This window comes from Bacillus sp. 1021, from assembly GCF_014534735.1.
In the GTDB taxonomy this organism is placed as follows: domain Bacteria; phylum Bacillota; class Bacilli; order Bacillales; family Bacillaceae; genus Bacillus; species Bacillus siamensis.
In genome coordinates this window covers 738,899-765,473 of the sequence record NZ_JACVSR010000001.1, presented here as the reverse complement: position 1 = coordinate 765,473, position 26,575 = coordinate 738,899, and the positions used below count along the sequence as shown (strand labels likewise).

Annotated in this window: 23 protein-coding genes; all 23 read right to left on the bottom strand. The window is 46.2% G+C overall.

Translation table 11 applies throughout. The features are described 5' to 3' along the window. Nucleotides 1–96: 96 nt before the first annotated feature. The 23 genes from ICW23_RS04070 to infB all read right to left on the bottom strand — a co-directional run bounded on the left by ICW23_RS04070 (nucleotide 97) and on the right by infB (nucleotide 26,567). Nucleotides 97–3,216: an MMPL family transporter gene (locus tag ICW23_RS04070; RefSeq protein WP_188154059.1), complete on the bottom strand. Its 3,120-nt coding sequence runs from the start codon at nucleotides 3,214–3,216 to the stop codon at nucleotides 97–99. Further along, nucleotides 3,216–3,671 (bottom strand): MarR family winged helix-turn-helix transcriptional regulator, encoded by a 456-nt coding sequence (locus ICW23_RS04065; RefSeq protein WP_016936071.1) that lies wholly within the window; start codon nucleotides 3,669–3,671, stop codon nucleotides 3,216–3,218. Before ICW23_RS04065 ends, ICW23_RS04070 begins: the two co-directional genes overlap by 1 nt. A 103-nt stretch (nucleotides 3,672–3,774) precedes the next feature. After that, a complete protein-coding gene (bcbE, locus tag ICW23_RS04060; protein WP_016936072.1) occupies nucleotides 3,775–5,007 on the bottom strand; it encodes a bacillibactin exporter BcbE in 1,233 nt (410 codons plus the stop codon). Between the two features lie 111 nt (nucleotides 5,008–5,118). After that, entirely contained in the window at nucleotides 5,119–5,844 is a 726-nt protein-coding gene (locus ICW23_RS04055; RefSeq protein ID WP_188154058.1) for a GntR family transcriptional regulator, read from the bottom strand. A 124-nt stretch (nucleotides 5,845–5,968) separates the two neighbouring features. Continuing rightward, on the bottom strand, nucleotides 5,969–8,329 hold the full coding sequence (locus tag ICW23_RS04050; RefSeq protein WP_188154057.1) for an FtsK/SpoIIIE family DNA translocase: 2,361 nt from the start codon (nucleotides 8,327–8,329) through the stop codon (nucleotides 5,969–5,971). 134 nt (nucleotides 8,330–8,463) lie between these two features. Continuing rightward, nucleotides 8,464–8,673, bottom strand: a complete 210-nt coding sequence (locus ICW23_RS04045) for a YlzJ-like family protein (protein ID WP_016936075.1) — start codon at nucleotides 8,671–8,673, stop codon at nucleotides 8,464–8,466. After that, nucleotides 8,670–9,407 (bottom strand): ClpP family protease, encoded by a 738-nt coding sequence (locus tag ICW23_RS04040; protein ID WP_016936076.1) that lies wholly within the window; start codon nucleotides 9,405–9,407, stop codon nucleotides 8,670–8,672. Before ICW23_RS04040 ends, ICW23_RS04045 begins: the two co-directional genes overlap by 4 nt. 115 nt (nucleotides 9,408–9,522) lie before the next feature. Further along, nucleotides 9,523–11,190, bottom strand: a complete 1,668-nt coding sequence (gene rnjB / locus ICW23_RS04035) for a ribonuclease J2 (RefSeq protein ID WP_188154056.1) — start codon at nucleotides 11,188–11,190, stop codon at nucleotides 9,523–9,525. Nucleotides 11,191–11,368: 178 nt separating this feature from the next. After that, nucleotides 11,369–12,238 (bottom strand): 4-hydroxy-tetrahydrodipicolinate synthase, encoded by an 870-nt coding sequence (gene dapA / locus ICW23_RS04030; RefSeq protein WP_003154166.1) that lies wholly within the window; start codon nucleotides 12,236–12,238, stop codon nucleotides 11,369–11,371. Between the two features lie 30 nt (nucleotides 12,239–12,268). Then, nucleotides 12,269–13,483 (bottom strand): aspartate kinase, encoded by a 1,215-nt coding sequence (gene dapG, locus ICW23_RS04025; protein WP_016936078.1) that lies wholly within the window; start codon nucleotides 13,481–13,483, stop codon nucleotides 12,269–12,271. A gap of 88 nt (nucleotides 13,484–13,571) precedes the next feature. Then, nucleotides 13,572–14,612, bottom strand: a complete 1,041-nt coding sequence (gene asd / locus ICW23_RS04020; protein ID WP_003154169.1) for an aspartate-semialdehyde dehydrogenase — start codon at nucleotides 14,610–14,612, stop codon at nucleotides 13,572–13,574. A 139-nt stretch (nucleotides 14,613–14,751) separates the two neighbouring features. Further along, complete coding sequence (dpaB, locus tag ICW23_RS04015; RefSeq protein WP_188154055.1) at nucleotides 14,752–15,336, bottom strand: dipicolinate synthase subunit B; 585 nt, start codon at nucleotides 15,334–15,336, stop codon at nucleotides 14,752–14,754. Nucleotides 15,337–15,338: 2 nt separating this feature from the next. Beyond that, a complete protein-coding gene (dpaA, locus tag ICW23_RS04010; RefSeq protein WP_064778920.1) occupies nucleotides 15,339–16,229 on the bottom strand; it encodes a dipicolinic acid synthetase subunit A in 891 nt (296 codons plus the stop codon). Between the two features lie 156 nt (nucleotides 16,230–16,385). After that, a complete protein-coding gene (locus ICW23_RS04005; protein ID WP_003154176.1) occupies nucleotides 16,386–16,643 on the bottom strand; it encodes a YlmC/YmxH family sporulation protein in 258 nt (85 codons plus the stop codon). 74 nt (nucleotides 16,644–16,717) lie between these two features. Further along, nucleotides 16,718–17,953, bottom strand: coding sequence for a M16 family metallopeptidase (locus ICW23_RS04000; RefSeq protein WP_016936082.1), 1,236 nt, complete (start codon nucleotides 17,951–17,953; stop codon nucleotides 16,718–16,720). Between the two features lie 40 nt (nucleotides 17,954–17,993). Continuing rightward, nucleotides 17,994–18,953 carry a polysaccharide deacetylase family protein gene (locus ICW23_RS03995; RefSeq protein WP_188154054.1) on the bottom strand — a complete coding sequence of 320 codons (960 nt, stop codon included), beginning with the start codon at nucleotides 18,951–18,953 and terminating at the stop codon, nucleotides 17,994–17,996. 111 nt (nucleotides 18,954–19,064) lie between these two features. Further along, a complete protein-coding gene (pnp, locus tag ICW23_RS03990; RefSeq protein ID WP_016936084.1) occupies nucleotides 19,065–21,188 on the bottom strand; it encodes a polyribonucleotide nucleotidyltransferase in 2,124 nt (707 codons plus the stop codon). 174 nt (nucleotides 21,189–21,362) lie between these two features. Next, entirely contained in the window at nucleotides 21,363–21,632 is a 270-nt protein-coding gene (gene rpsO, locus ICW23_RS03985; RefSeq protein WP_003154182.1) for a 30S ribosomal protein S15, read from the bottom strand. A gap of 165 nt (nucleotides 21,633–21,797) precedes the next feature. Then, on the bottom strand, nucleotides 21,798–22,739 hold the full coding sequence (gene ribF / locus ICW23_RS03980; protein ID WP_016936085.1) for a bifunctional riboflavin kinase/FAD synthetase: 942 nt from the start codon (nucleotides 22,737–22,739) through the stop codon (nucleotides 21,798–21,800). 19 nt (nucleotides 22,740–22,758) lie between these two features. After that, nucleotides 22,759–23,688 (bottom strand): tRNA pseudouridine(55) synthase TruB, encoded by a 930-nt coding sequence (gene truB / locus ICW23_RS03975; protein ID WP_188154053.1) that lies wholly within the window; start codon nucleotides 23,686–23,688, stop codon nucleotides 22,759–22,761. An 83-nt stretch (nucleotides 23,689–23,771) separates the two neighbouring features. Next, nucleotides 23,772–24,125, bottom strand: coding sequence for a 30S ribosome-binding factor RbfA (gene rbfA, locus ICW23_RS03970; RefSeq protein WP_003154185.1), 354 nt, complete (start codon nucleotides 24,123–24,125; stop codon nucleotides 23,772–23,774). 16 nt (nucleotides 24,126–24,141) lie between these two features. Next, nucleotides 24,142–24,420 (bottom strand): DUF503 domain-containing protein, encoded by a 279-nt coding sequence (locus ICW23_RS03965; RefSeq protein WP_016936087.1) that lies wholly within the window; start codon nucleotides 24,418–24,420, stop codon nucleotides 24,142–24,144. Further along, a complete protein-coding gene (gene infB, locus ICW23_RS03960; RefSeq protein WP_049628483.1) occupies nucleotides 24,417–26,567 on the bottom strand; it encodes a translation initiation factor IF-2 in 2,151 nt (716 codons plus the stop codon). The genes ICW23_RS03965 and infB overlap by 4 nt, the downstream gene beginning before the upstream one ends. Nucleotides 26,568–26,575: the final 8 nt, after the last annotated feature.

Here is a 26,575-nt window from a genome sequence, read left to right as displayed (position 1 = left end):
TTCGCAAAAAAGAGTGCGCAGATGTAATTATATCAACTGGAGGATTTATAAGGAAACAAAACACCTCTGCCAGAAAACAGGCAGAGGCATTGTACGTTATTTTTTCAAATTGAAAGGCCACCAGTTGGCTCTTCCGAATATTTTCACCATAACCGGTACAAAAAACGGAAGGACAACAATTGCATACATGAGGAGGCCGGTTAATACCACGGTTGCAATTTCCAAAAGGGAAAGAACGCCTGACGGCAGCATGGCCGCAAAGGTTCCCGCTAAAATAATGGCCGCCGAAATGATGACCGAGCCCATATTTTTCATACTGCTGATCATCGCGGCTTCCGTCCCTTCTTTTTTCAGCTCATTAAAGCGGTCCATTAAAAAGATGGAATAATCCACACCAAGAGCCATCAGAATGACAAAGCCGAAAAACGGCACGGCCCAGTTTACGCCCGGATACCCGAAGAAGTGTGTAAAGATGTATTCCGTCACCCCGATGGATGCGAAATACGTCAGGACGAGCGAAGCCACTAAATAAACCGGCATAATGAGGGAGCGCAGCATCACGATGAGAATCAGAAAAATGCCCGCCAGCATAAACATTGCCGTCCGTTTGAAATCTGAATCCGATACTTCTTTTAAATCGGCATTCATGCTGGAAACCCCGGAGACGCCGAAAGAGGCATTTTTCAGATCCGTGTTCGGAATGATCCTTTTAACGCTCGCTTTGATCGCTTCAATATCTTGAATAGCCGTATTTGAATAAGGGTTGTTATCAAGAACAACGGTTAATTCTGTCGTTTTTCTGTCATCTGACATGTACGTATTAAACACGCTTGTGAAATCGCTGTTTTCCAAGGCGTCTTTCGGCACAAACCAGCCGGCCATTTCTTTGTCTGACGCCTTATGAAGTTCACCCAGATAATCATTCGCCCCCATCATGCCGCTTGACACTTTCTTAAGCCCTTTTACACTATCGTTAAGGCCGGAAGAAAGATCGCTGAGCTGGGAAGAAAAATCACCGAGACCGCTCTGCATTTTTTTCTGACCTTCCGCGAGCTGCCCTGCCGCCGATTCAAGGCGCGGCATTTGTCCGGCGAGAGCCCCCTGGCCGTCTGACACTTGCTGAAGGCCGTTTTCAATTTGGGTCAGACCGTTAATCATTGCGTTAATTTGGGTGTCAATCTTTTTCTGGGCGGCTGACAGTCGGGAAAATTGTTTTTCCGCTTGCTGCAGATGATCCTTTTGACTGTCAACCTCTTTAGAAAACGCTTCGGCGTCTCTATTTGCTTTGGAAACGGCTGACTGTACATCTGTAAAAGCAGATTTGATCACTTGATAGGACGGATCAGCTTTCACTGCCGGTATCGATGCTTCCAGTTTTGCAAACGGCAGCCGGTTAAGCTGTTTGTTCAAATCAGCAAGCTGCCTGCTCGCTTCATTTTTCATCGGCAGAACGGTTTTGACCAGCTTTAAAGCGTTTTGCGTTTCTGAAGCGAGACCGCTGTTTTGGCTGAGCTGCATAGAGAGCATTTGTTTCTGTTCTTCAATCTGCTTTCTCATTTGAGCGACGCCGGCTTTATTCTTATTGACGCCCGCCTGCAGTTTATTCAGGTTTTCTCCTATATCAGAAAGCCCGGATTTCAGAGACAGTGTTCCGTCAATAAGCTGATTGACGCTTTTTCCCGACTCTTCAATCTGCGGCTGTGAATCAGCTAACGACTTTGCGGCATGCCCTAAACCGTCCGTTATTTTTTCAAGTCCTGTATTGCCTTTATCAAGCCCTTCTTGAAGCTGTTTTGCCTGATTTGTGACAAATAATTGATTCAATCCATTTCCCGCAGGGCGCGTGGCGCTTCTGACCGTTTTTACACCCTCTGTTTTTTCAAGTTCTCTGCTGATTTTTTCGATATCAATCAGGTGTTTTTCGGTATTTAATTTGTCGTCATTTTTGATGACGACTGTCGCCGGAAGAAGTTCTCCGGGGCCGAATGCGTCTGAAATCGTATTAAAGGCGCGGACGGATTCATATTTATCCCCGATTTCGTCAAGGCTGTTGTAAGATAGAGCGCCTTTGTAAAGAAGGATAGGCGGGACGGTAAATACCGCCACGATTGCAAGACTGATGAGCGGCCTTTTAAATGAAAACCGCCCTGCCGTTTCCCATGCTTTGCTTTGCGGATGGGAAATATCGCCCTTAACAGGCCAAAACAGTCTTTTTCCTAAAACAGCCATAAAAAACGGCACGATCGTCATGAGTGCAAGCAGCAGCACCGCGACGCCGACCGCAACGGCGGCTGCCGACTGATACAGTTTAAATGTCGCAAATCCGATGCAGGCAAATCCGATCAATACTGCTCCGCCGCTGTATAAAACCGTCTTTCCGGCCGTTTTATAGGTCACGACGATCGCTTCTTTTATATCAGCGCCGTGAGACAGTTCTTCTTTAAAGCGGCTGAGAAGCAGGATGCAATAGTCTGTGCCGATTCCGAACATAATCGCAACCATAAAAATCTGCGTAAAGGTTGAGAGCGGAAAATCCAGCTGATCGACTAAAAATGCGACAATGGACTGGCTGACTAAATAAGAAATTAATACAGATAAAAGCGGCACAAACGGAGCAACCACTGACCGGAATACAAGAATCAGCACGATCAGGATAAAAGCAACCGTTATATATTCAGTCTTTTTTAAGCCGTCCTGAGAGCTTTTTAACACATCTTCGTCAATCAGCGACTGGCCTGTGATGCCGTATGATACGCCGTACGGTTTCAGTTCTTTATCAATTTTGTTTTTTATTTTGAGGATGTCATTTTTCGATGTATCAAGCTGCAGCTGAACGAGCATCGTTTGTCTGTCTTTTGACAGAAGCTGTTTTTTGACGTCTTCATTTTTTTCCCCGAAATATGAGGTCACCGTTTTAATATGAAGCGCTTTTTTATGTTCAGATAAAGTGTCCACAGCCCCCTGCAAGCGAGCTTTTTTGTCTGTCATTAAGCCTTTCTCGTGAAATACGATGACGGCTGAAGAAGACGGTGCATCTGAATCAGACATTTCATCAAGCAGTTTATGGGCGTAAGAAGAGGAATATCCGTCCGGTACGGAAATCTGGCCTTTCTCCCGTGTCAATTCAGCCATATCAGGCGCTGTAAGCATAAATATCACCGTTGCGGCGATCCATGCCGCGGCGATGATCCAGCGGGCTTGGATAATCTTTTTCATTATGTCTGCCGATCCTCCTCTGTCATCATCAGTCGATATAATTTTTCGTATATATTAACGAACATTTCCGCCTCGTCTTCATCAAAATGCATAATGTATGAACGAACGAGATCCTCAATCCGCCGCTCCACTCGGTGAAATACTTCCGTCCCCTTTTCCGTGACGTTTAACAGAATGCTCCGGCGGTCGCTTTGGCTCCGTTCTCTTTTGATGTATCCTTTTTCATACAGGCGGTTCGTCATGGATGTAATGGCGCTTTTGTTGACGTGGCATACCGCTGCCAGTTCAATTGATTTGCAATCGGGATTGAGCATAATATAGCGGAGTATGTAATATTGATCCAATGTCAGCTCTTTGTTCACTTTTTCGGCGATAATGCTGTCAATTTTTTTTAAGACGTGCAGATATACATCGGAATAACGTTGAATGAGCTGTTTTATTTTTTCTTCATGCACCTTTTCCCCCTCCTTTAATAGTTAATATGTTTAACTATTAAAGAATAACGAGCTGACAGTATCATGTCAATATTCAGAATCAAATAAAAAAAGACAGTGCAGATTACACCGTCTTTAATGATTCCTTTTTTTCTTTTGCTTGTGAAGAGATATTTAACAGCGCTAAAAATACTGATACAATGCCGCAAAAAGCAGATAAAATGAAAATCAGCCAGCCCGCATTTGACATCAGTGCGGCAAATATCGGCGGTCCCGCCGCTACTCCGATAAACCGCATGCTGTTATAAAATGAGGTGATGGTTCCCGATTCCTCGTTGTCTACGCCTTCTGTGATGACAGCGTCTAAAGCCGGCAATGCCATTCCGATACCGATACCGCTGACACACAAGAAGATAAATAATAAATAAAAACTGTGATTCCACCACAGGCCGATAAATGACAGTGTCACGGCACTCATTCCGAAAACGATGCAAAACTTCATTTTGCCTTGGTCTTTCCCGATTTTTCTGCCTGCTATATACGAACTGACGGATAAAAATAAAAGCGGGATTGCCAAAAGCGCTCCTTTCGCCACACCGTCAATTCCGTACTTCTTCTCCAGCGAGTCTGATAAATAAAACAGAACCCCGAACAGCAAAAACATAATCACGCAGCCGATGATAAATACCGTAAAGAGCCAGCGGCCGTCACGCTTAAATATGTGACCCACATTTTTCACAAATTCGGAAATAGAAGGCACTTCTTTTTGCTTTTTTTCCGGCTTATCCACCATAAACAAAACGAGAAAAAAACTGATGAGCGAAAAAAACGGAATGAACCAAAACGGCATAAACCAGAACCAAGCAGCCAAGAGCGACCCGAGAATCGGACTTAGTACTTTCCCGGCTGTGTTTGACGTTTCAATGTCGCCGAGCCCCGCGGTAATCCGCTCATCATCACCCTTGAACAAATCACCGATAAACGGCATCACAACAGGAGCCGCCCCTGCCGAACCGATTCCCTGAAGCACCCGTCCCGCCAAGATAATGGGATATGGATGCTTGAACGCGGTCGAAGCTATCGCGGCAATCGCGCCGCCCGCACCGGCTATGAGAAGACAAGGCAGAAGGACCTTTTTTCTTCCGAATTTATCGGACAGATATCCGGCAATCGGAATACAAATAATCGCCACAATCGAATATACCGTTATAATTAACGATACTTGAAAAGACGATATGGACAGCTTCTTTTCAATCATCGGAAGGACAGGAATCAGCATCGAATTCCCGAGTGTCATGACGAGCGGTACAGAAGCCAAAGCAATGATATTTTTCGTTCCATTTTTCTTCTTACTCAACTTATTCACCCATTCACTATACTTGGTTGTTTCCTGTTTTATTGTGTCTTGCGGCAAACAAAGTATGTACGAACGGCGCAAATAAAAAAACAGACACATGACGCGTCTGTCTTAAAAACGTTTTCTGACAACATGAAAGCTGAACTTATCAGCCCGGAAATAATTTAATGAATACAGCACAGGCTCATCATGCTGATTAAAGTGGGTTTGTTTCAGCAATAAAAGCGCCGTCTCCGGTTCGCACTCCAAAACCGGTGAAATCGTATCGTGGTATCCGATCGGTTCAATATCAGCAACGGCATAGCTGATCACAGATTCGGAGTTTTTTTCCAAGAGATCAAAAATGGATTCCTGTTCATGACAGAAAGAATTCGGCAGAATGTCCATCGGAATCGTATCCAGACAGTAAACGACCGGAGTGCCGCTTGCCGTTCTCACGCGCTCCAAATAAAAAAGCTCCTGCTCAGGCTCAAGCCGGAATCTTGCGATATCTTCATCAGACGGTGTAATGACCTGAGACGACAAAAAAATCGTACCCGGCACCATGTTCGCTTGCTGAATCATTTTCGTCACACTGTTGAGCTGTTCAATACCTGAAAGAAACAGCGGTTTTGTATGGACGAAAGTGCCCACACCGTGCCTTCTGATAATCACATGCTCCTCTTCAAGGATACGTAAAGCTTCACGCAGAGTTGCCCGGCTGACACCCATCGATTTTGAAAGCTCAAATTCAGAAGGAAGCTTTTCCTTTTCGGTGTAAATTCCGTTTTGTATATCCTCTTTGATTCGCTCAATCACTTTTAAATACAAGTGACGATTGTCAGCTTTTGTAGACATGTTTCCCCTCCGTAAACCACTTTCATAAATTATTGAACAATTGGGACAACTATATCATGTTTTGATAAAAAAATAAATAGGAATGATTTTGGCAGTATCATTTTAAGCGAAAGCTCTCTCCTTTTTAAGAAGAGAGCTCATCATATTGTTCTTTTGATAATAGTACTTCCCTCGGTTTGCTTCCTTCATACGGCCCGACGACGCCCCGTTCCTCCATTGCGTCGATCAGACGCGCGGCCCTCGTGTATCCGATCCTGAACCGTCTTTGAAGCATGGAGACAGATGCCGTCTGCATGCCGATAATCAAATCAACCGCTTCGTCATACAGATCATCCGTCACTTCACTGTGTGTTTCCGCGGTTTCTTCCGGGATCATTTCTTCTTGGTACTGTGCTTTTTGCTGTGTGATGACATGATCTACGACATGCTCAACCTCTTCATCCGATAAAAATGCTCCCTGGACCCGCACAGGCTTATTCGCGCCTACAGGCAGAAACAGCATATCTCCGCGGCCGAGAAGTTTTTCAGCGCCGCCCATATCTAAAATCGTCCGTGAATCGGTCTGAGATGAGACACTGAAGGCAATTCTCGACGGGATGTTGGCTTTAATCACTCCGGTAATGACATCGACTGAAGGCCGCTGTGTCGCGATAATCAAATGAATGCCTGCCGCCCGAGCCATCTGTGAAAGTCTCGTAATCGAATCTTCCACGTCGGAAGAAGCGACCATCATCAGATCGGCAAGCTCGTCAACGATGACAACGATGTACGGCAGTTCGGGCTGCTTTACTTCTTCTTCGGCATTTGACCGCTTGATATGGTCGTTATAGCCTTCTATATTTCTCGTGCCCGTATGGGAGAACAGTTCATAGCGGCGCTCCATCTCATTGACGACCTTTTTCAAAGCCTGTGAGGCCTTTTTCGGATCTGTCACGACCGGCGCAAGCAGATGAGGAATGCCGTTATACACATTCAGCTCAACCATTTTCGGGTCAATCATCATCATTTTCACTTCATGCGGTTTGGCTCGCATCAGGATGCTCGTAATAATACCGTTGACACAGACGCTTTTCCCGCTTCCCGTGGCCCCAGCAACGAGCAGATGGGGCATTTTGTTCAGTTCGGCAAGCACTGCCTCTCCGGAAATGTTTCGCCCCAACCCGATCAGAAGCTTCGCATCCGGCTTGTCGTTGAGCTTAGATTCAAGCACTTCTTTTAACGAAACCATCGCAACTTCAGCGTTCGGCACCTCGATGCCGATTGCTGATTTCCCCGGAATCGGCGCTTCTATCCGGATATCCTTCGCGGCAAGCGCGAGTGCGAGGTCATCACTCAGATTCACGATTTTACTGACTTTGACCCCAACGTCCGGATAGACCTCATATTTTGTGACCGCCGGACCGAGATGAACCTGCGTCACTTTCGCCTTTACGCCGAAGCTTTGAAAAGTCCGTTCGAGTTTTCTTGCATTCTCGTAAATGTTCTTCTTATCGGTCTGCTGGCCTGTATGTTTCGGGTCAGCCAGAATGTCCAATGAAGGCATTTGGTAATCCTTATTTTCAAGCTCTGTAAACGTCATGGGCGGAGCCGCAGCCGCCGGTTCGTCACTGTCTTGAGCGCCGCCGGAGGGCTCTTCTTTTACCATTTGAGCCGTCTCCTGCGTCTCAGAAATCATCGGTTCGTCACGCTTCTCCTGACGGTCTGAGAAGCTTGAAATAATCGGCTCTGAATGGATGATCGGCGAAATGATTTCCTCATCCTCTTCTTCTGGCTCAGGCACTTCTTTTTTCTTTTGAACCCGTTTTTGTTTTTTGCCCGATTTGGTTTTTGTTTTCGGCGAAGACATATTCGTTCTGACCGTTTTCATATCCTCAAGAAACGCCTGCCATTGACCGCGGATAAACCGGCCGACGGGGCTCGTCCACTTTTTGAGCGTTTCCTGCAGTGAACGCCCCGTTACAAGAATCAGCCCCATTAAGATCAGCACGATCGCCATGATCTGTGAACCCGTTGATGCAAATAAAAAGTGGGAAGCTGCAAACAGTACCGCGCCGATCATACCGCCGCCCAAATCAGGCGAGGCGGCCTGCTGTTTCATATCCATCATAAACAGCTCCCATGTGTTGCCGATGACACTTGCGGACCGAATCGACCCGTGATGAGACAGATTTTTAAAGAGCTGTACGTGAGACAGCAGCAAAATACTGGCGATAATACAGTACAATCCGGCTTTCCTTCTCGTTAAAAGACTTGGACTCTTCTTTTTCCAAAACAGCGAAATTCCCAGAAGGAAGAGCGCAATTAAGCATAAAATAAACCACTCTCCGGCAAAAAAACGGAACAAGTACACAAATGTCTGTCCCACAACGCCGAGCTGCAAAACAGCAATAATCGAGATTGCAACGCAGAGCAGTCCGCTTAGTTCGTATTTTAGATTGAGCTTACTCTCTTGTTTCTTTTTAGATTTCCGTTTTTTCTTTGCCACACTCATCACCTTACTGCGTTAAAAAATGTAAAATCATACATCATGAAGAAAAGCAGCCTTTTACCGGCTGCGTTTTTCTGTAGGATTCCCCTATTATAGCATATTTTGCCCCCGAGAAACGGACTGAATGCCGGTTAGATTTTCAACTTGATTTTTTGTCCCGGAGCGATGTCCGGATTCAGAAAATCCATCGGGTTCGTACTTAAAATCTGTACGACTTCAGCTTCATTTCCCTTCATTTCGACTAACAGCGGCACACCGGCATAGTCTACCTGTTCATGCGCGCTTTGCTCTCTTTCCTGACCGTAAACGACTTCTTGAGGCATGACGGTATAAAGGATCATTGAATCATCATTCCTTCCTTGCCCTTTCGTTCTTCAATCAGCTGATTCAGCTTTTTTATCGCCTGTCCGACGCCGCCGACGGCATCAATTAATCCGTAATCAGCCGCATCTTTTCCGACTACGTTCGTTCCGATGTCCCTGGTCAGGTTTCCTTTTGAAAACATCAGTTCTTTGAATTTTTCTTCGGAAATATTTGAATGATGGGTCACAAAGTTGACGACCCGCTCCTGCATTTTGTCCAAGTATTCAAATGTTTGCGGAACCCCGATAACCAGACCTGTAAGCCGAACGGGGTGAATGGTCATAGTCGCTGTTTCCGCGATAAAACTATGATCACATGACACGGCGATCGGCACACCTATCGAGTGTCCCCCGCCGAGTACGATTGAAACGGTCGGTTTTGACAAAGATGCGAGCATCTCTGCAATCGCAAGCCCCGCTTCCACATCACCGCCGACGGTGTTTAAGATAATCAGAAGTCCTTCAATTTTCGGATTTTGCTCAATGGCGACGATTTGCGGAATGACGTGTTCATATTTGGTTGTTTTATTTTGCGGCGGCAGCTGGACATGCCCCTCAATTTGGCCGATGATTGTCAGACAGTGAATATTGGTATCTTGTGACATTTGCGGCAGAGATGTCTCTCCCAGCTGCTGAATTTTGCTCATAATGCTGTCTTTCGCATCTGATTTTTCGGGCTGCTGTTCTTCGGTGTTTTCCATACGATGATCCATTTTATCTTCACCCTTTCCGAATGTCTTTTTGTATTATGAACAAAGAAGCGGGTTTCCATCCGGGAGATGAACAAAAACAAAGCCGGAGCATCATGCGCTCCGGCTTTTGTGTCCATTATACTTCCATAATGATCGGAATGATCATCGGCTTGCGTTTTGTTTTTTCATAAAGGAATTGGTTCAGCGCATCGCGCATGGCTTGTTTCAGCGTGGACCATTCTACGGCCGATGTTTCCGTCGCTTCTGTCACGATAGAGCGGACGAGCTCAGTAGCTTGTACAATTAAGCCTTCTGATTCTCTGACATATACGAAACCGCGCGTAATGATTTCAGGACCCGATACGAGGTTCTTTTTCTGCTTATCAAGCGTAATCACGACAATGAGAATGCCGTCTTGTGACAATAAGCGGCGGTCTCGCAGCACGATGTTGCCGATGTCGCCGACACCTAGGCCGTCAATCAGAACGTTTCCGTACGTGACTTTATCCCCGATTTTCACATTCTGGCCGCGGAATTCAACGACGTCGCCTTTTTCAATTAAGAAAATGTCGCTGCGTTTCATGCCGATTTCTTCAGCGATTTTGGAATGCGCTTTTTGCATTCTGAATTCACCGTTAACCGGAATTAAATATTTCGGTTTTAACAAATTAAGCATGAGTTTTAATTCTTCCTGCGAACCGTGACCGGACACATGCACGCGTTTTTGGGCGAAAATGACTTGAGCCCCGGCGCGGACAAGCTGGTTGACGGTTTTGGAATATACCAATTCATGTCCCGGAATCGGTGTTGATGCAATGACAACGGTATCTCCTTCTTCAATGTTAAGCTGCTTGTGCGCCTGCTTGGCCATCCGCGTAAGAGCGGCTAACGGCTCACCATGGCTTCCGGCTGTAACAATTGCCACTTCCCGTTTCGGATATTTTTTGACATCCTGCACCGGAATGAACAATTCATCTTCTGCTTCAATATAGCCGAGCTTGCGCGCAAGCTGAAGCACGTTTTGCAGGTTTTTTCCGGCGATTGCAAGTTTGCGGCCGTTCTGGGCGGCAGCCTGAATCACTTGCTGAATCCGGTTGATATTAGACGCGAATACGGCAACGATGACGCGGTTGTCTGAATTGTACATCGCATCGGAAATTTCACCGCTTACATGTGCTTCTGACGGAGTATATCCCGGGCGCTCCGCATTGGCGCTGTCAGAAAGCAGGGCAAGCACACCGCCGTTTCCGATTTTGGCGATTTCGCCGATATCACATGATTGGTGATAAGCAGGTGTCTGGTCAAATTTGAAGTCTCCCGTGCATACAATAGAGCCAAGTGATGTTTTAAAGCTGACTCCCACTGAATCCGGAATGCTGTGGATGGTTTTAAAGAACGATACTTTTGTTGATTCAAATGTAATGACTGATTTGGAGTGAACTTCACGTAAATCAGCTTTTCGATTATGCCCGTACTGCTTGAGTTTTTCTCTCAGCAAAGCAAGCGTTAGCTTCGTTCCGTATACCGGCACCGACAGCTTGTTCAATAAATAAAAGACGCCTCCGATGTTTTCATCGTGTCCGTGTGTCAGAAAAATGGCCTTCACGCGGTCAGCCCGTTCTACCAAGTAAGAAATATCCGGAATCACGACATCAATACCGAGCATTTCATTTTCAGGGTGCATGAGCCCCGCATCTACTACAAATATGTCCGAGTCAATTTCAATGACATATAGGTTCTTCCCAATTTCTCCGACACCGCCAAGGGCGATAATTCTGACGTTTTCTGTATTTTTTCTTTTCAAAATCTGTATCCTCCTAGTCTCATACCCGTCCATCATCACTTGTTCCTATTATAACTGATATCAATTTTAGAAAACAAGAAGAAGCGGAAGGTTTAGGGAAAACCAATATGTAGACAAAACGGTCAAACTCACGATAAAAATGAGAATGACCGCGTATTTTAACTGTATAAATTTTTTCTTACAGTTCGCTAATGACGCTGCTCAGGCTCAGGCGCTCATCTTCATTCAGCGGAATAAGAGGAAGACGCACAGATCCGACATCAAGGCCTTTCAGCTGAAGCGCCGTTTTAACCGGAGCCGGATTAGGCGCTTTAAAGAGCTCCTTCATGATCGGGAGAAGTTTCTGATGAATCAGTGCCGCGGTTGCCGTCTGCCCGTTTGTATAGTTTTTAATCATCTGCTGCATGTCAGAACCTACAATATGGCTGGCCACTGACACGACTCCTCTTCCGCCGACTGCGAGAATAGGAAGGGTTAACCCGTCATCACCTGAATAGACGTAAAAATCTTCCGGTGTTTCGGCGATGATTTTCGTAATCGCGTCAAGATCACCGCTCGCTTCTTTAATCGCAGAGATATTCGGAATCTCCGCAAGTCTGATGGCCGTTTCCGGCGCAAGCGAAGCGACCGTTCTGCCCGGCACGTTGTAAAGCATAACAGGAAGAGACGTTTCTTCAGCTATGGCTTTAAAATGACGGTACATGCCCTCTTGGGAAGGCTTATTATAATAAGGCGTGACAAGCATAACGCAATCGACGCCGGCTTCTTCAGCTTTTTTTGTCAGTTTGATGGAGTCTTTCGTATTGTTGCTTCCCGTACCCGCAATAACAGGCACGCGTCCGTTCACTTCTTTGACTGTAAATTCAAAGAGTGCAATTTTTTCTTCCGTTGAAAGTGTCGGAGATTCGCCGGTCGTCCCTGCGACGACTAAAGAATCCGTGCCGTTTTTCAACAAATAGTCGATTAATGTAGACAGTTTTTGAAAGTCTACATTCCCTTTACTGTCAAAAGGGGTAATCATCGCTGTAGAAATATTTCCGACATTCATTTTTTTCACCTCATCATGATTCAATCACATTTACTTTGAAAGTTCAAACACTTCATGCAGCGCATTTACGGCCGTTACCATATCTTTTTCATGAACGAGCACCCAGATCGTCGTATGGCTGTCGGCGGATTGCAGAATCGGAATGCCTTTATCTGAAAGTGCGGAGACGATTTTTGACGTAACACCCGGCACACCCATTATTCCGGCACCGACCGCTGACACTTTCGCACAGCTTTCCGTCACTGTCGGTTCATAGCCTAATTCGGCCAAAATGCTGCGCGCGGCTTCCGTTTTACTGCCGGCTACGGTATAAACGATTTCACTCGGCGTAATGTTAAAGAAATCTACGCTGATGCCGGCGTTCGCCATTGCTTTAAAGACTTCTGTCTGAACATTGTATTGCCCCATTTTGGCGGGAACTTTAAATTGCGTTACGTCTTTTACATGAGCAATCCCCGTGATCAGCCGTTCGAACACATCGCTGCCGACGTTAGACGAATGATGGGACGTCACCAGAGTTCCTTTTTCTTTTGAATAAGTCGAGCGCACGCGGATCGGCACCTTTGCCTGCATGGCGATTTCTACCGCGCGCGGATGAATGACTTTCGCGCCCTGATAGGCAAGGTTGCAGATTTCCGTATATGTGACATTCGGAAGCGGCTTAGCATTTTCCACGATTCTCGGATCAGCTGTCATGACGCCTTCCACGTCCGTAAAAATGTCGATAAACTCAGCATCAACCGCCGCGCCGAGCGCCGCTGCTGATGTATCGCTTCCTCCTCTGCCGATCGTCGTCGTGTCGCCTTTTTCAGTCGCTCCCTGAAATCCTGCCACAACGACGGCATCATGGCTGGCGAGTGTCGCGAACAGCCGCTCTGTTTTCATTTCTATAATTTTGGCGTCAGTATGCTGGGCATTGGTTAAAAAGCCGGCCTGGGCTCCTGTTAAAGCTGCGGCTTTTATGCCGTTTTCCTTCAGCATGCTGGTAAAAACAACAGACGAAATCGTTTCTCCGCAAGACAGAAGCATATCCTGCTCTCTCGGAGAAATGTCGGACTGGCTGCCGTAAAGAAGCCCGATCAAAGAATCCGTCGCGTACGGGTCTCCTTTTCTTCCCATCGCCGATACGACAACGACAACTTTATATCCTTCACTGATGGCATCTTTAATGTGTGCTAACGCAAGCTTGCGGCCTTTGTCATCTTTTACGGATGTTCCGCCGAATTTTTGAACAATGATTTTCACTATTTTCACTCCAAATTAGTCTGACGTAACAGAAGAGAGCAGGCAGAGCCTTACTCTCTTCTGTTCGCCTATAGAAAATACGTTTGTTTTATACGAGGTTCAGTTTTTGCAGGCTTTCCGCAATTTGAACTGAGTTCCAAGCGGCGCCTTTTAACAGGTTATCAGAAACAACCCACAAATGAAAACCGTTTGCTCTATCCAAATCTTTACGGATTCTTCCTACAAATACATCCCGTTTGCCGACGCAATCAGCAGGCATCGGGTAAAGCTGCTCCGCGGGATCATCCTGAAGCGTAACACCCGGAGCCTCTTTTAAAAGCTGTTTAATGTCTTCCACGGTTGCGTCATCACGGTCAAGCTCAATGTAAACAGATTCTGAGTGGCCTGTTTCAATCGGCAGTCTGACACAAGTCGCAGCCACTTCCAGCTTCGGCATATGCATGATTTTTTTCGTTTCATTAATCATTTTCATTTCCTCAAACGTGTAGCCGTTATCTTGGAATTTATCAATTTGCGGAATGGCGTTAAAAGCGATTTGATAATGCTTTTTGTCCCCTTTAACCGGCATAATGGACGGTTCTGCAGGCTCATTGTTTAAAATCGCCTTCGTCTGGCTGTACAGTTCTTTCGCCGCTTCATTGCCGGCTCCGGACACAGCTTGGTAAGTAGATACAATGACTTTTTTCAAGCCGTATGCTTTGCGGATCGGTTCAAGCGCCGCCACCATCTGAATCGTTGAACAGTTAGGGTTGGCGATAATGCCGTTATGTTTATGCAGATCACCTTCGTTCACCTCAGGCACTACAAGCGGTGTATTTTCATCCATGCGGAATGCGCTGGTATTGTCAATTACGATGGCTCCCCGTTTTACAGCCTCAGGCGCCAGGCTTTGTGATACGCTTCCGCCGGCGCTGAATAGCGCGATATGAACGCCCTCGAAGCTTTCCGGAACAGCTTCCTGCACTGTATACTCTTCGCCTTTAAACGTTACTTTCGTACCAGCAGAACGCTTTGAGGATAGTAGTGTGAGTGTTTCGATTTCAAAGTTTCTGTCTTCCAATGTTTTCAGCATTTGCTGCCCTACGGCTCCCGTCGCTCCGACAACTGCTACGTGTAATCCTCTTCCCATCTGTAAAACTCCTTCCGCCAATTAAGCATCATTTGTTGAATTGACTTTGCATTTTACGTTTTATTTTACCATAGAATAGTCACGGATTGACCGAATTTTTTTATTCCGGAATGATTTTATGTGTCTTGATTTTTTATGACTAATGCTGTACAAGCACAGGCTGAACCTGCTGATGCAAAAGCGCTTTTTCTACCGTAATCGGAAGGAGATCCATTCTGGCGACAAGAGATGTCGGTTTTCTCACGTGGTCATCCTGGCCGAACGGGATGAAAAATATGTTTTTTGCGGACATCAGCCTCATTAAATTCGTTCCGTTTAAACCGAGGCCGTCATTTGTCGAAATGCCGAGCACGACCGGGCGGCTGTTGCGGATCGTGGCTTTCGCAGCCATAAGGACGGGGCTGTCAGTCATCGCATTTGCGAGTTTGCTCATTGAGTTTCCGGTTAAGGGGGCGATGACCATGCAGTCGAGCGGAAGTTTCGGCCCGAGAGGCTCCGCTTTTACGATGGAATCAATTACCTCAAAACCTGTTGCTTCTTCAATTTTTCTGATCCAATCTCCCCCCTCTCCAAAGCGCGTATCGGTTGATTGGACGGTCGACGTCACAATCGGCCGGACTTCAGCCCCTTGTCTGACAAGTGCTTCTATTTGCGGAAAAACCTCCTCATATGTGCAATGTGAGCCGGTTAATCCGAATCCGATTCTTTTCCCTTTCAGAGACATGGCTAATTCCCCTCTTTCTTTAAGTCTGCCAAAAGCTTGCTCAATACGTTCGCAATAATCTGTCCGGCTGTTTTCGGAGCCACAATTCCCGGAAGACCCGGAGCAAGCAGCGCTTTAATGCCCTGTTTTTCAGCATATTTGAAATCCGTTCCGCCCGGACGGGATGCTAAATCCAAAATCAAGGTCTTCGGCGTCATGCGCGATAAAACGCTTTGATTCAGAATCAGACTCGGTACGGTGTTAATACAAATATCAATATCATTTACATGATCAGTAAGTTCTTCAATTTGAAAAGGAGAAAGCCCCATTTCCGATATACGGGCCAAATGAGCCGAACTCCGTGCGCCCACTTTTACCTTCGCTCCTAACGCTGCAAACGTCCGGGCGATCGTCATACCGGTGCGCCCCATACCGAGAACGGCGACATTTGACCCGTGAATGGTATAATCCGTATGCTGAATCGCCATCATGATTGTCCCTTCAACTGTGGGAATCGAGTTGAATATCGCGATGTCATCCCGCTCAAATAATTTAACAAGCTTGCGGCCGGCTTCGCTGGCGATGCCCTCAAGGTATGCATTAGAGATGCCTGAATAAATCACGCAATGCTCCGGTGTCTGCTCAAGATAGCTCTGCTTTAATACCACTTCTTCATTTGAAAAAACCGTTGATACAACGCCTTCTCCGGTCGTTGCCGATACAGGCAGGATGATACTGTCTATTTTCGGAAATGGAATCTCATCAATTTTACATTTGACGGTTCCTGTAAAACCGTCATCCAATTGGTCAAATCCTGCAAGATAAATATCGGCATGCTGTTCTGTCAGCTTCCTTATAATCTCAAGCTGTCTTGCGTCACCGCCAATAATCGCAATTGTCAATCCGGTTAACATTTGAAACGTTCACCTTCTTTACAGTTACTGGATCTTTTAAGTGTCATCCTCCTCTTCATCGTATGTGCAAAGAGAAAGGGCGGTGAATGTACAGCGTCTTTTTCATAAAAAAAGCACCGGCTGTTTGAGCCGGTGCTTGCGAAAAATGAATACGGTCTACTCTTCAGGAGGAGTGATCTCCCCGGGAACGTCTAAAATGATCATGTCTGACCCGATTTTTTGAATATGGTTCCAGGGGACACGGATGTCGTGGCCTTGTTTTCGCAATCCAAACCATTTTACCGTCGGGATCAACAGCGCGGTAATTTGCCCGTCCTGTTCATTAATTTCCAAATCAGTCTGGCCGAGCACGCCGAGCCGCTCCGCCCGTTTAATGTCTACAATTTCTTTACCTGACAGTTCACTGAGCCTCATGATAGCCACCCCCTTGTACTATATGATTCCGGGCAAAAAAAAATGCCTGCCCCCTAGAGAGGCAGACTTCCCGTTTAAGATGAGGCCGGCATATTTCCGGTCGGACTGATGAGCGATAATGCGTAATCATCCGTAAATAATCGGCGGCTGAGACCGTTGACGCTTTCCAGGCTGACTGCATTTAATTCAGCGATAATTTCATCCATCGTCTTATGCTTTCTGAGCAGAAGTTCGTTTTTCCCGTTCCGGCTCATTTTGCTGTTTGTGCTTTCTAAGCTGAGCATTAAACTTCCCTTCATTTGCTCTTTGCTGTTTTCCAGTTCTTTCGGGGTAATGCCGTCACGTTTTAACACCGATAACGTTTCTTGAATGGTTTCAGACAGAAGATCGAGCTGATTGGCGCCGGTGCCTCCGTAAATCGTCAGCATACCGCTGTCTTCATAAGAACTGTGATAGCTGTATACAGAATAAGCCAGTCCTTTATCTTCACGCACATCCTGGAAAAGACGGCTGCTCATGCTTCCGCCCAGCACGTTGTTTAAAACGATTAAATCGTAAACATCCGGATCCCCGACTTTCAGACCTTTGAAACCAAGGCAGAGGTGCGCCTGTTCCGTGTCTTTTTTTCTGGTCAGCTTTTCATAATGAAACTCAGGCTCGCTGATGCCGCTTGCTTTGCCCTTCGCTTCGTATGTACCGAACCATTTCTCCACGTCTTTTATGAATTGTTCCGTAACATTTCCGGCGACAGAAATGACGACGCGGTCCGGTGTGTAAAAGTCATCCATATGCTGTCTGAGAGAATCGCCGTTAAACGATGAAAGGGTTTCCTCTGTCCCGAGAATCGGGTAGCCGAGCGAATGATTGCCGTATGTCGCTTTGCTCAGCAGATCGTGGACAATGTCGTCCGGCGCGTCTTCGTACATTTTGATTTCTTCATATACGACGTTCTTTTCTTTTTTGAGTTCATCCTCGTCAAAAGCAGAATGAAAGAACATATCAGCCAGCACATCAAGTGCGTAGTTGGCATGCTCATCCAGCACTTTTGCGTAATAACACGTATATTCTTTTGAAGTGAAGGCATTCACTTGGCCGCCTATCCGATCGAAGGATTCTGCGATTTCCCGTGCTGACCTGGTATTTGTTCCTTTAAAAAACATATGCTCGAGAAAGTGCGAAATACCGTTTGTATCCGGCGTTTCATGGCGTGATCCCGTTCCGATCCAGACGCCGATTGCCACAGACCGCACCGTTGGATTATTTTCAAGCACAACTCTTACACCGTTTTGGCATGTATAGCGTTTTATCAAGTTTGTTCCTCCTATTCAAAGACAGGCAAACTGCCGCCTGCTACTTCATCAGCCTGTTTTCATCCATTAAGTCAGACACCGAGCCGAGCGCATAGCCTTTTTCTTTAATTTTTGTAATCAGTGTTTCCAGGCTTTTCGCAGTCGGATCAGTCGGATGCATTAAAATCATGGCTCCGTTATGTATTTTGCTCAACACTCTTGTTTGTAAAACAGCCGGAGACGGTTTTTGCCAGTCTATGGTGTCAACGGTCCACATGATGGTGCCCATTCCTTTTTCCGCCGCAAGGTCGACCACGGCTTTTCTGAAGCTGCCGCTTGGCGGCGCAAACCATTTCGGCTTCATGCCGAGCGTCTCGCTGATTTGTGCATTGGTTTTGTCAAGCTGTTCGGAAATGCTTCCTGAAGTCAGTTTGCTCATATCTGGGTGATTGTATGAATGATTTCCGATTTCATGTCCGTCTGCCGCTATTTTTTTCCCAAGTTCCTGATTGTTTTTCAGCCATTTCCCTTCAAGAAAGAAAGTTGCTTTGACCTGATGCTGTTTCAGAATAGGCAGCATTTGCTCCACGTATTCATTTCCCCAGGCGACATTTATCAGGAAAGCGACCATCGGTTTATCGGGATTTCCTTTATAAATGGGTTCGGGCGAAAGAGAGTCGAGATGGACTTTCGGTTTTACCTGTTCATAGACAAGATCATCTTCATGAAATTCTCCGTCCTTTTTCATTTGTTTATAGGATTTTTCCACATTGACCTTTAAACCGTTATATCCCGGTATACTCTTCCATATTTTATCAATCCTCGCATCTTGCGGCTTCACTTCATACTCCGGCGCTTTTTGCAGCAATTCCTCATAAAGCGGATCTTTTGATGCTGACACAGTCACTCCGTCTTTTTTCATTGCGTCTATGTAATCAACTGTATACGGGTTTTTTATCATTTCAAACGAAACAAAAAAAAGAAATAAAAAAACGGCAAACGGCACGAATTTTTTCAACATGTCCTTCCCCCCTCATCACACATTATGTATAAAGAGGACAAGGTAGAACCCGCTGTTGTCTTTCTCAAAATAAAGAAGCCGGGTCTCCCAGGCTCCTTGTTAGGTTTTCATTTAAGATTGTTGTTGTTCCTGCTCTTTTTCTTTCTCTTCGCGCAGCACTGCTTTACGCGACAGGTTGACACGTCCCTGTTTATCAATTTCCGTTACCTTCACAAGGATTTCGTCACCGATTTTCACAACATCCTCAACCTTGCCTACCCGTTCGAGCGCAAGTTCAGAGATGTGAACGAGACCGTCTTTTCCGCTGAAGATTTCAACGAAAGCGCCGAATTTTTCAATCCGTTTGACTTTACCGAGGTAAAGCTGGCCGACTTCGACTTCTCTGACAAGATCTTCGATGATTTTTTTCGCTTTTTGGTTGCTGCTTTCATCAGTAGAAGAAATAAAGATGGTGCCGTCTTGTTCAATGTCAATTTTAACACCGGTATCTTCAATGATTTTGTTGATTTGTTTGCCGCTCGGCCCGATAACGTCACGGATTTTATCCGGATTGATTGTCATCGTTAAAATTTTCGGTGCATATTGAGAAAGTTCTTTTCTTGATTCACCAAGCGTGCTGAGCATGCTGTTCAGGATTTCCATTCTTCCTTTTTTCGCCTGCTGAAGCGCTTCTTCAAGGATTTCTCTTGAAAGGCCTTCGATTTTAATGTCCATTTGCAGCGCTGTTACGCCTTTTTCCGTACCGGCTACTTTAAAGTCCATGTCACCGAGGGCATCTTCCATTCCTTGAATATCCGTTAATACTGTGTAGTACTCGCCTGATTTCACAAGTCCCATAGCGATACCTGCAACAGGCGCTTTAATCGGAACACCGGCGTCCATCATGGCAAGCGTGCTCGCGCAAATGCTGGCCTGTGAAGTGGAACCGTTTGATTCAAGCACTTCGGATACGAGGCGAACCGTATACGGGAAGTCTTTTTCATTCGGAATGACCGGCTCAAGCGCACGCTCTCCAAGAGCCCCGTGACCGATCTCACGGCGTCCCGGTCCGCGCATCGGGCCTGTCTCCCCTACGCTGAATTGCGGGAAGTTATAATGATGCATAAACCGTTTTGATTCTTCCACGCCTAAACCGTCAAGAATCTGAACGTCGCCAAGAGCGCCTAATGTACATACGCTGAGCGCCTGGGTCTGTCCTCTCGTAAACAGCCCTGAGCCATGCGTTCTCGGCAGAAGGCCGACTTCTGAAGAAAGCGGGCGGATTTGATCGACGCCGCGGCCGTCAGGACGGACTTTTTCTTCTGTGATCAAACGGCGCACTTCGTTTTTCACAAGTTTAGACAGTGTCTGTTTCACTTTTTTGATCGTATCTTCATCGTGCTCTTCTTCTTCAAATTTCGCGACGACTGCATCTTTCACTTTACTGATCGCATCTTCGCGCGCATGCTTTTCATGAACTTGAATGGCGCTGAGCAGATCCGGCTCCGCAAGACTTTTCACTTTCTCGCTGAGCTCTGCATCAATTTCATACAGTGCGATTTCCGTTTTTTCTTTGCCGACTGCCGCAACAATTTCTTCTTGGAAAGCGATCAGGCGCTTAATTTCTTCGTGGCCGAACATAATCGCTTCAAGCATGATTTCCTCAGGAACTTCATCCGCTCCCGCTTCCACCATGTTGATGGCGTCTTTTGTGCCTGCAACGATAAGGTTAATATCACTTTTTTCAAGCTGGTCAACCGTCGGATTGATGATGAACTCCCCGTCAATGCGGCCTACCGTCACACCCGCAATCGGGCCTTCAAACGGAATATCGGAAACGCAAAGAGCGAGTGATGAACCGAACATTGCAGCCATTTCAGATGAGCAGTTTTGATCGACACTCATGACAATGCTGATGACCTGTACTTCGTTACGGAATCCGTCTGCAAAAAGCGGGCGGATCGGGCGGTCAATCAGACGGCTGGCTAAAACGGCCTTTTCACTCGGACGGCCTTCTCTTTTAATAAAGCCGCCCGGAATTTTACCGACTGCGTATAATCTTTCTTCATAATTAACGGTAAGCGGGAAAAAATCTAGCGGTTTCGGTTCTTTTGATGCGGTTGCTGTGCTGAGCACTGCGGTATCGCCGTAGCGGACCATAACAGCGCCGTTTGCCTGTTTGGCAAGCTGGCCGGTTTCTACTGTAAGCTGTCTGCCGGCCCAATCTATGGTAAAGACATGTTTCTCTTGTCCCATTCGATTACGAGCTCCTCTCTTAATGTGTGAAATAATCAATTACTCCTATTATGAACGAAATGAATTGAACATATCAATGTCAAAGTAGTATGTAAAAGGATTTCATTGTTTTTTTATTATTATTTTTTTCGCTTTAATACGATAAAAAAGCGGGAATCCTCCCGCTTTTTACGATTATCGACGTAAGCCTAGTTTGTTAATTAACTCACGGTAACGAGTTACGTCTTTATTACGCAGATACGTAAGAAGATTACGACGTTTACCTACCATTTTAAGAAGACCGCGACGTGAGTGGTGATCTTTCTTATGAGTACGCAAATGCTCGTTCAAGTTGTTAATTGAGTCTGTTAGGATAGCGATCTGAACTTCTGGAGATCCAGTATCAGATTCGTGTGTTTTGAACTCACTGATGAGTTGATTTTTACGCTCTTGAGTAATTGCCATCCTGTTTCACCTCCATATTATAATTAGCCCCAGTTACCTAGCAACCGTCGGTGACTTCGGATTGCCAAGCAATGGTTTTAAGACTACGAAACATATGATACTAAAAATCGCGCCCATATGCAAATCTTTTAGAATAAAATTTGTGTACTTTTGATGTTTTTTCCGTTATTTGCTGAAAAAACGGATCGCTTCTTGTTTGTCTTTCTCAATCTGAGCCGTCAGTTCGTCGATGCCGTTAAACTTCCGTTCGCTCCGGATGCGTTTATACCACTCGATTTTAACGTCTTCTCCGTATACATCCTGTTGAAAATCAAATAAATGAACTTCAATTGACGGCTGATCGGGACGCTTTTCATAAAAGGTCGGTTTGTAGCCGATATTGCAGACGCCTTCATACACCCTGCCTTTTATTTCGGCCTTCACGGCATACACGCCTGTCGGCGGCACGATATAACTGTTGTGCAGACCGATATTCGCCGTCGGAAAGCCGATGGTGCGGCCTCTTTTGTCTCCGTGGATCACAGTGCCCCTGATAAAATACGGCTGGCCGAGGAGCGTGTGTGCCAGCTCCACGTCGCCATCCTGCAGCGCTGACCGGATATAAGTTGAGCTGATCTTTCTGTCCTGCTCGGTCTGTTTTTCGACAGTCGTGCATTCGGCCTTGCCGTCTAAATCGTCCGGCAGCGTAGCCATCGTGCCTTTTCCGTATTTTCCGTACGTAAAATCAAAGCCTCCCACCGCGTGCCGGGCGTTCAATCCTAAAATATACTCCTCGGCAAACTGTTTTGGAGAAAGAGCCGCAAACGATTCATCAAACTTTACGATATACAGCACATCAGCGCCTAAACGGCTGATCTGGCTGATTTTATCTTCAAGCGGCGTAATCAGATCCTTTGGCTCTTTGTCTCTGCCCAGAACATGGGAGGGGTGCGGATGAAACGTCATGACGGCAAGCGACAGGTTTTTTTCTTCGGCAATTTGTCTGGCTGTTCCGATTACTTTCCGGTGTCCCAAATGAACGCCGTCAAAGTAGCCGAGGGCCATGACAGACGCCGGCTGCTCTTCTTTTTGTAAATGATGCGGATGAGAAATATGTATCGTCTTCACAGAACGGTCACCTTTTTTCTTATTGTTCGCTTTTTTGCATCAGCACTTTAGCCGGTTTCAGCAGTCCATGTTTTGAAGGGTGCGGCATATAAATGGCCACACATTCTCCGGCTTCGGTACAGACAGCTATACGGGCGTCAGCTGTCATTGCAGAAAATTCCGCCGGTATGTCAAACACTGACCCGTTTTCAGCTTTCCTAGCTAATGTATCACTTATGACCCATTTCGGCAAATGATTGAGCGCTCTTTCGATAGGCACCGCATGCTCTGCAACCGTGCCGGCTGAAACCTGCTGCTCAAGCTCCTCAAACGTAAAACACTCATCCAGGCTGAAATCGCCGGAAGCGGTGCGGATGAGGTGGGACATATGAGCGGGATAGCCAAGCTTTTCACCGATTGTCACCGCCAATGTTCTGACGTAAGTGCCTTTTGAGCACGTGACTGTGAAACGGAATGACGCTGTATCATCCTTATAAGTGACAGGTGAAGTAAGCGCGATATCCTCAATCGTGATATTCCGCTTCGGCCGTTCCACTTCAATACCGGCTCTGGCATATTCGTAGAGCTTTTTCCCGTTGATCTTGACCGCGGAATACATCGGCGGCACTTGTTCCTGCGGCCCCTTCAGTTCGTCTAAAACGGCTTTGATATCCGCTTCTTTTATCGGCTCCTTGACAGGTTTTACGCTGACGGTTTCCCCCGTCTGGTCTTCAGTCGATGTGGAGAAACCGAGAGTGATCTCAGCATCGTACGTTTTTGATTTGTCGGTGACGTACTCAACAATCTTTGTGGCCCGTCCGACACAGATCGGCAGTACGCCTGACACTTCCGGATCAAGCGTTCCCGTATGCCCGACTTTCTTTGTTTTTAACAGTTTTCTTATTTTCATTACACAGTCGTGAGAAGTCATGCCGACCGGTTTATGTAAAAGGAGAACTCCGTTAACCATCTGTCTTTCGCTCCTTTGTTATCATTGTATCCCTGTAAAACGCAGAAAAGAGGACAGACGACAACGCCCATCCTCTTTTCCCGTTATTCAGACGGTTTATCTGAATGCAGTTCGTGAATCAGTGTTTCAATACGGTTGCCGTATTCAATTGATTCATCAAATTCAAATTCAAGCTCTGGCGTTTTGCGGAGTCTGATTCGGCTGCCGATTTCAGAACGGATAAATCCCTTCGCTTTCTCAAGCCCTTTCAGCGCCTCCTCTTTCTTTTTCTCTCCGCCGAGAACGGAGATATACACCTTCGCTATTTGCAAATCACCTGAAACACGTACGTCTGTTACAGTCAGAAATCCGATTCTCGGATCTTTCAGCTTTCGGCTGATAATATCTCCGAGCTCTTTTTTCATCTGTTCGCCGACACGGTTTGCTCTCATACTCAATTCAATCACCTCTAAGTTAAAACCACTCTGTTCTAGTGATCGTCCGTTCTATTTCGGGAAAGGAGTCAATAAACGCGAGTACGCGCTGAATCTCCTTTTCCGCCTGAACGTGAGAGGAGGAGACGACGGCGATTCCGAAGCTGGTCCTCTGCCAAGTGTCCTGATAGCCGATTTCTGCGGCCGACACGTTGAACTTATTCCGGACCCTCGTTATAATCCGCTTCAGAACGGCCCGTTTCTCCTTTAATGATCCCGCATCGTAAATGATGCATTCACATTCCGCAAATCCGATCACTTTCTTTCGATTTCCTGCATGACATACGCTTCAAGGATGTCACCTTCGCGAATGTCATTGTATTTCTTAATTGTAATACCACATTCATATCCTTGTGAAACTTCTTTCACATCATCTTTGAAGCGTTTCAGAACGTCTACTTCGCCTTCGAAGATAACGACGCCGTCACGGATCAAGCGGAGTCCGCTGTCACGTGTAATGTGGCCGTCTGTTACATATCCGCCGGCAATCGTACCGATTTTCGACACTTTGAATGTTTGGCGCACTTCAACCTGGCCGATGACTTTTTCTTCGTATTCAGGATCAAGCATTCCTTTCATCGCCGCTTCAATTTCTTCGATGACTTTGTAAATGATACGGTGAAGGCGGATATCTACATTTTCTGCTTCAGCCGTGCTCTTAGCATTTCCGTCTGGGCGCACATTAAACCCGATAACGATTGCATTTGAAGCAGATGCGAGAATGATGTCTGATTCCGTAATCGCACCGACGCCTGTGTGAATGATTTTCACTTTTACGCCTTCTACTTCAATTTTTTGAAGAGCGGCCGTTAACGCTTCTGCAGAACCTTGAACGTCCGCTTTTACGATTAAGTTGATGTCTTTGACATCACCTTGTTTAATTTGTTCAAACAGATCATCGAGGCTCAGCTTCGCTTTGTCGCTGCGCTGTTCGTCCAATTGTTTGGAAGCGCGCGCTTCACCGACAGAACGGGCTGTTTTTTCGTCTTTAAAGACGAGGAATTGATCGCCAGCCTGCGGTACGTCGTTTAAGCCTGTGATCTCTACAGGTGTGGACGGTCCGGCTGTTTTCACGCGGCGGCCGAGATCATTGACCATGGCCCGCACGCGGCCGAATGTGTTTCCGACAACGATCGGATCTCCGACATGCAATGTTCCCGTTTGAACGAGAAGTGTCGCGACAGATCCTCTTCCTTTATCAAGCTCAGCTTCAATAACCGTTCCTTTTGCCTGACGGTTCGGATTGGCTTTCAGCTCTTCCACTTCACTGACAAGCAGAATCATTTCGACAAGCTCGTCAATTCCCTTGCCTGTAAGCGCGGACAGAGGAACGAAAATCGTTTCTCCTCCCCATGCTTCAGGAACGAGTCCATATTCAGTCAGCTCCTGCATGACACGGTCAGGGTTCGCGCTCTCTTTATCCACTTTATTCACGGCAACGATAATCGGAACCTCAGCCGCTTTCGCATGGTTGATGGCTTCGACTGTTTGCGGCATAACGCCGTCATCAGCCGCTACGACTAAAATGGTAATATCGGTTACTTCCGCTCCGCGCGCGCGCATCGTTGTGAACGCCGCGTGTCCCGGTGTATCCAAGAACGTGATTTTTTTGCCGTTTTCTTCGATCTGGTAAGCCCCGATATGCTGGGTGATTCCGCCCGCTTCTCCTTCAACAACCTTTGTTTTTCTGATGCTGTCAAGAAGGGTCGTTTTCCCGTGGTCAACGTGGCCCATGATTGTCACGACAGGCGGACGGATTTGAAGATCTTCTTCTTTGTCAGCCTCTTCGTATTTTTCAAGCTCAGTTTCTTCGAGCACAATCACTTCTTCTGTTTCCACACCGTATTCAGATGCGATCAGTTCGATTGTGTCTTTGTCAAGCTCCTGGTTAATCGTAGCCATTACGCCCAGAAGCATTAGTTTTTTAATGAGTTCAGACGGCTCTTTGCCAAGTTCCTCGGCTAAAGCTCCGACTGTTAAAGAGCCGGAAAACGTAATTTTCTCAGGAAGCTCTTTTTTCGGCTTCAGCGGTTTTTGCTGATGCTGATTTTTGTTGTTATGATTGCGTTTGTTTTTGTTTTTGTTGTTGTTATTCTTCTTGTTTTTGTTAAATTGATTATTCTGCACGTCATTCTTCTTTCCGTCTCGAATTTTGTTTGGTTGATTCCCAGCAGGCTGCTGATTAACCCCTTGCGGCTGCTTGTTTTTGTTCGTTTCCGCAGGCTTTTGAGATTTAACGCCGGCGCCGCCTTTTTTAAATTTCGCATCAAGCTGCTTAATGGTCTTTTCTTCAAGCGTTGCCATATGGTTATTTACTACTATATCCATGTTTTTCAGCGCAGTCAAAATTTCCTTACTTGAAACATTGATGGCTTTTGCATATTCGTATACTCTCATTTTAGCCATTCGTTCAC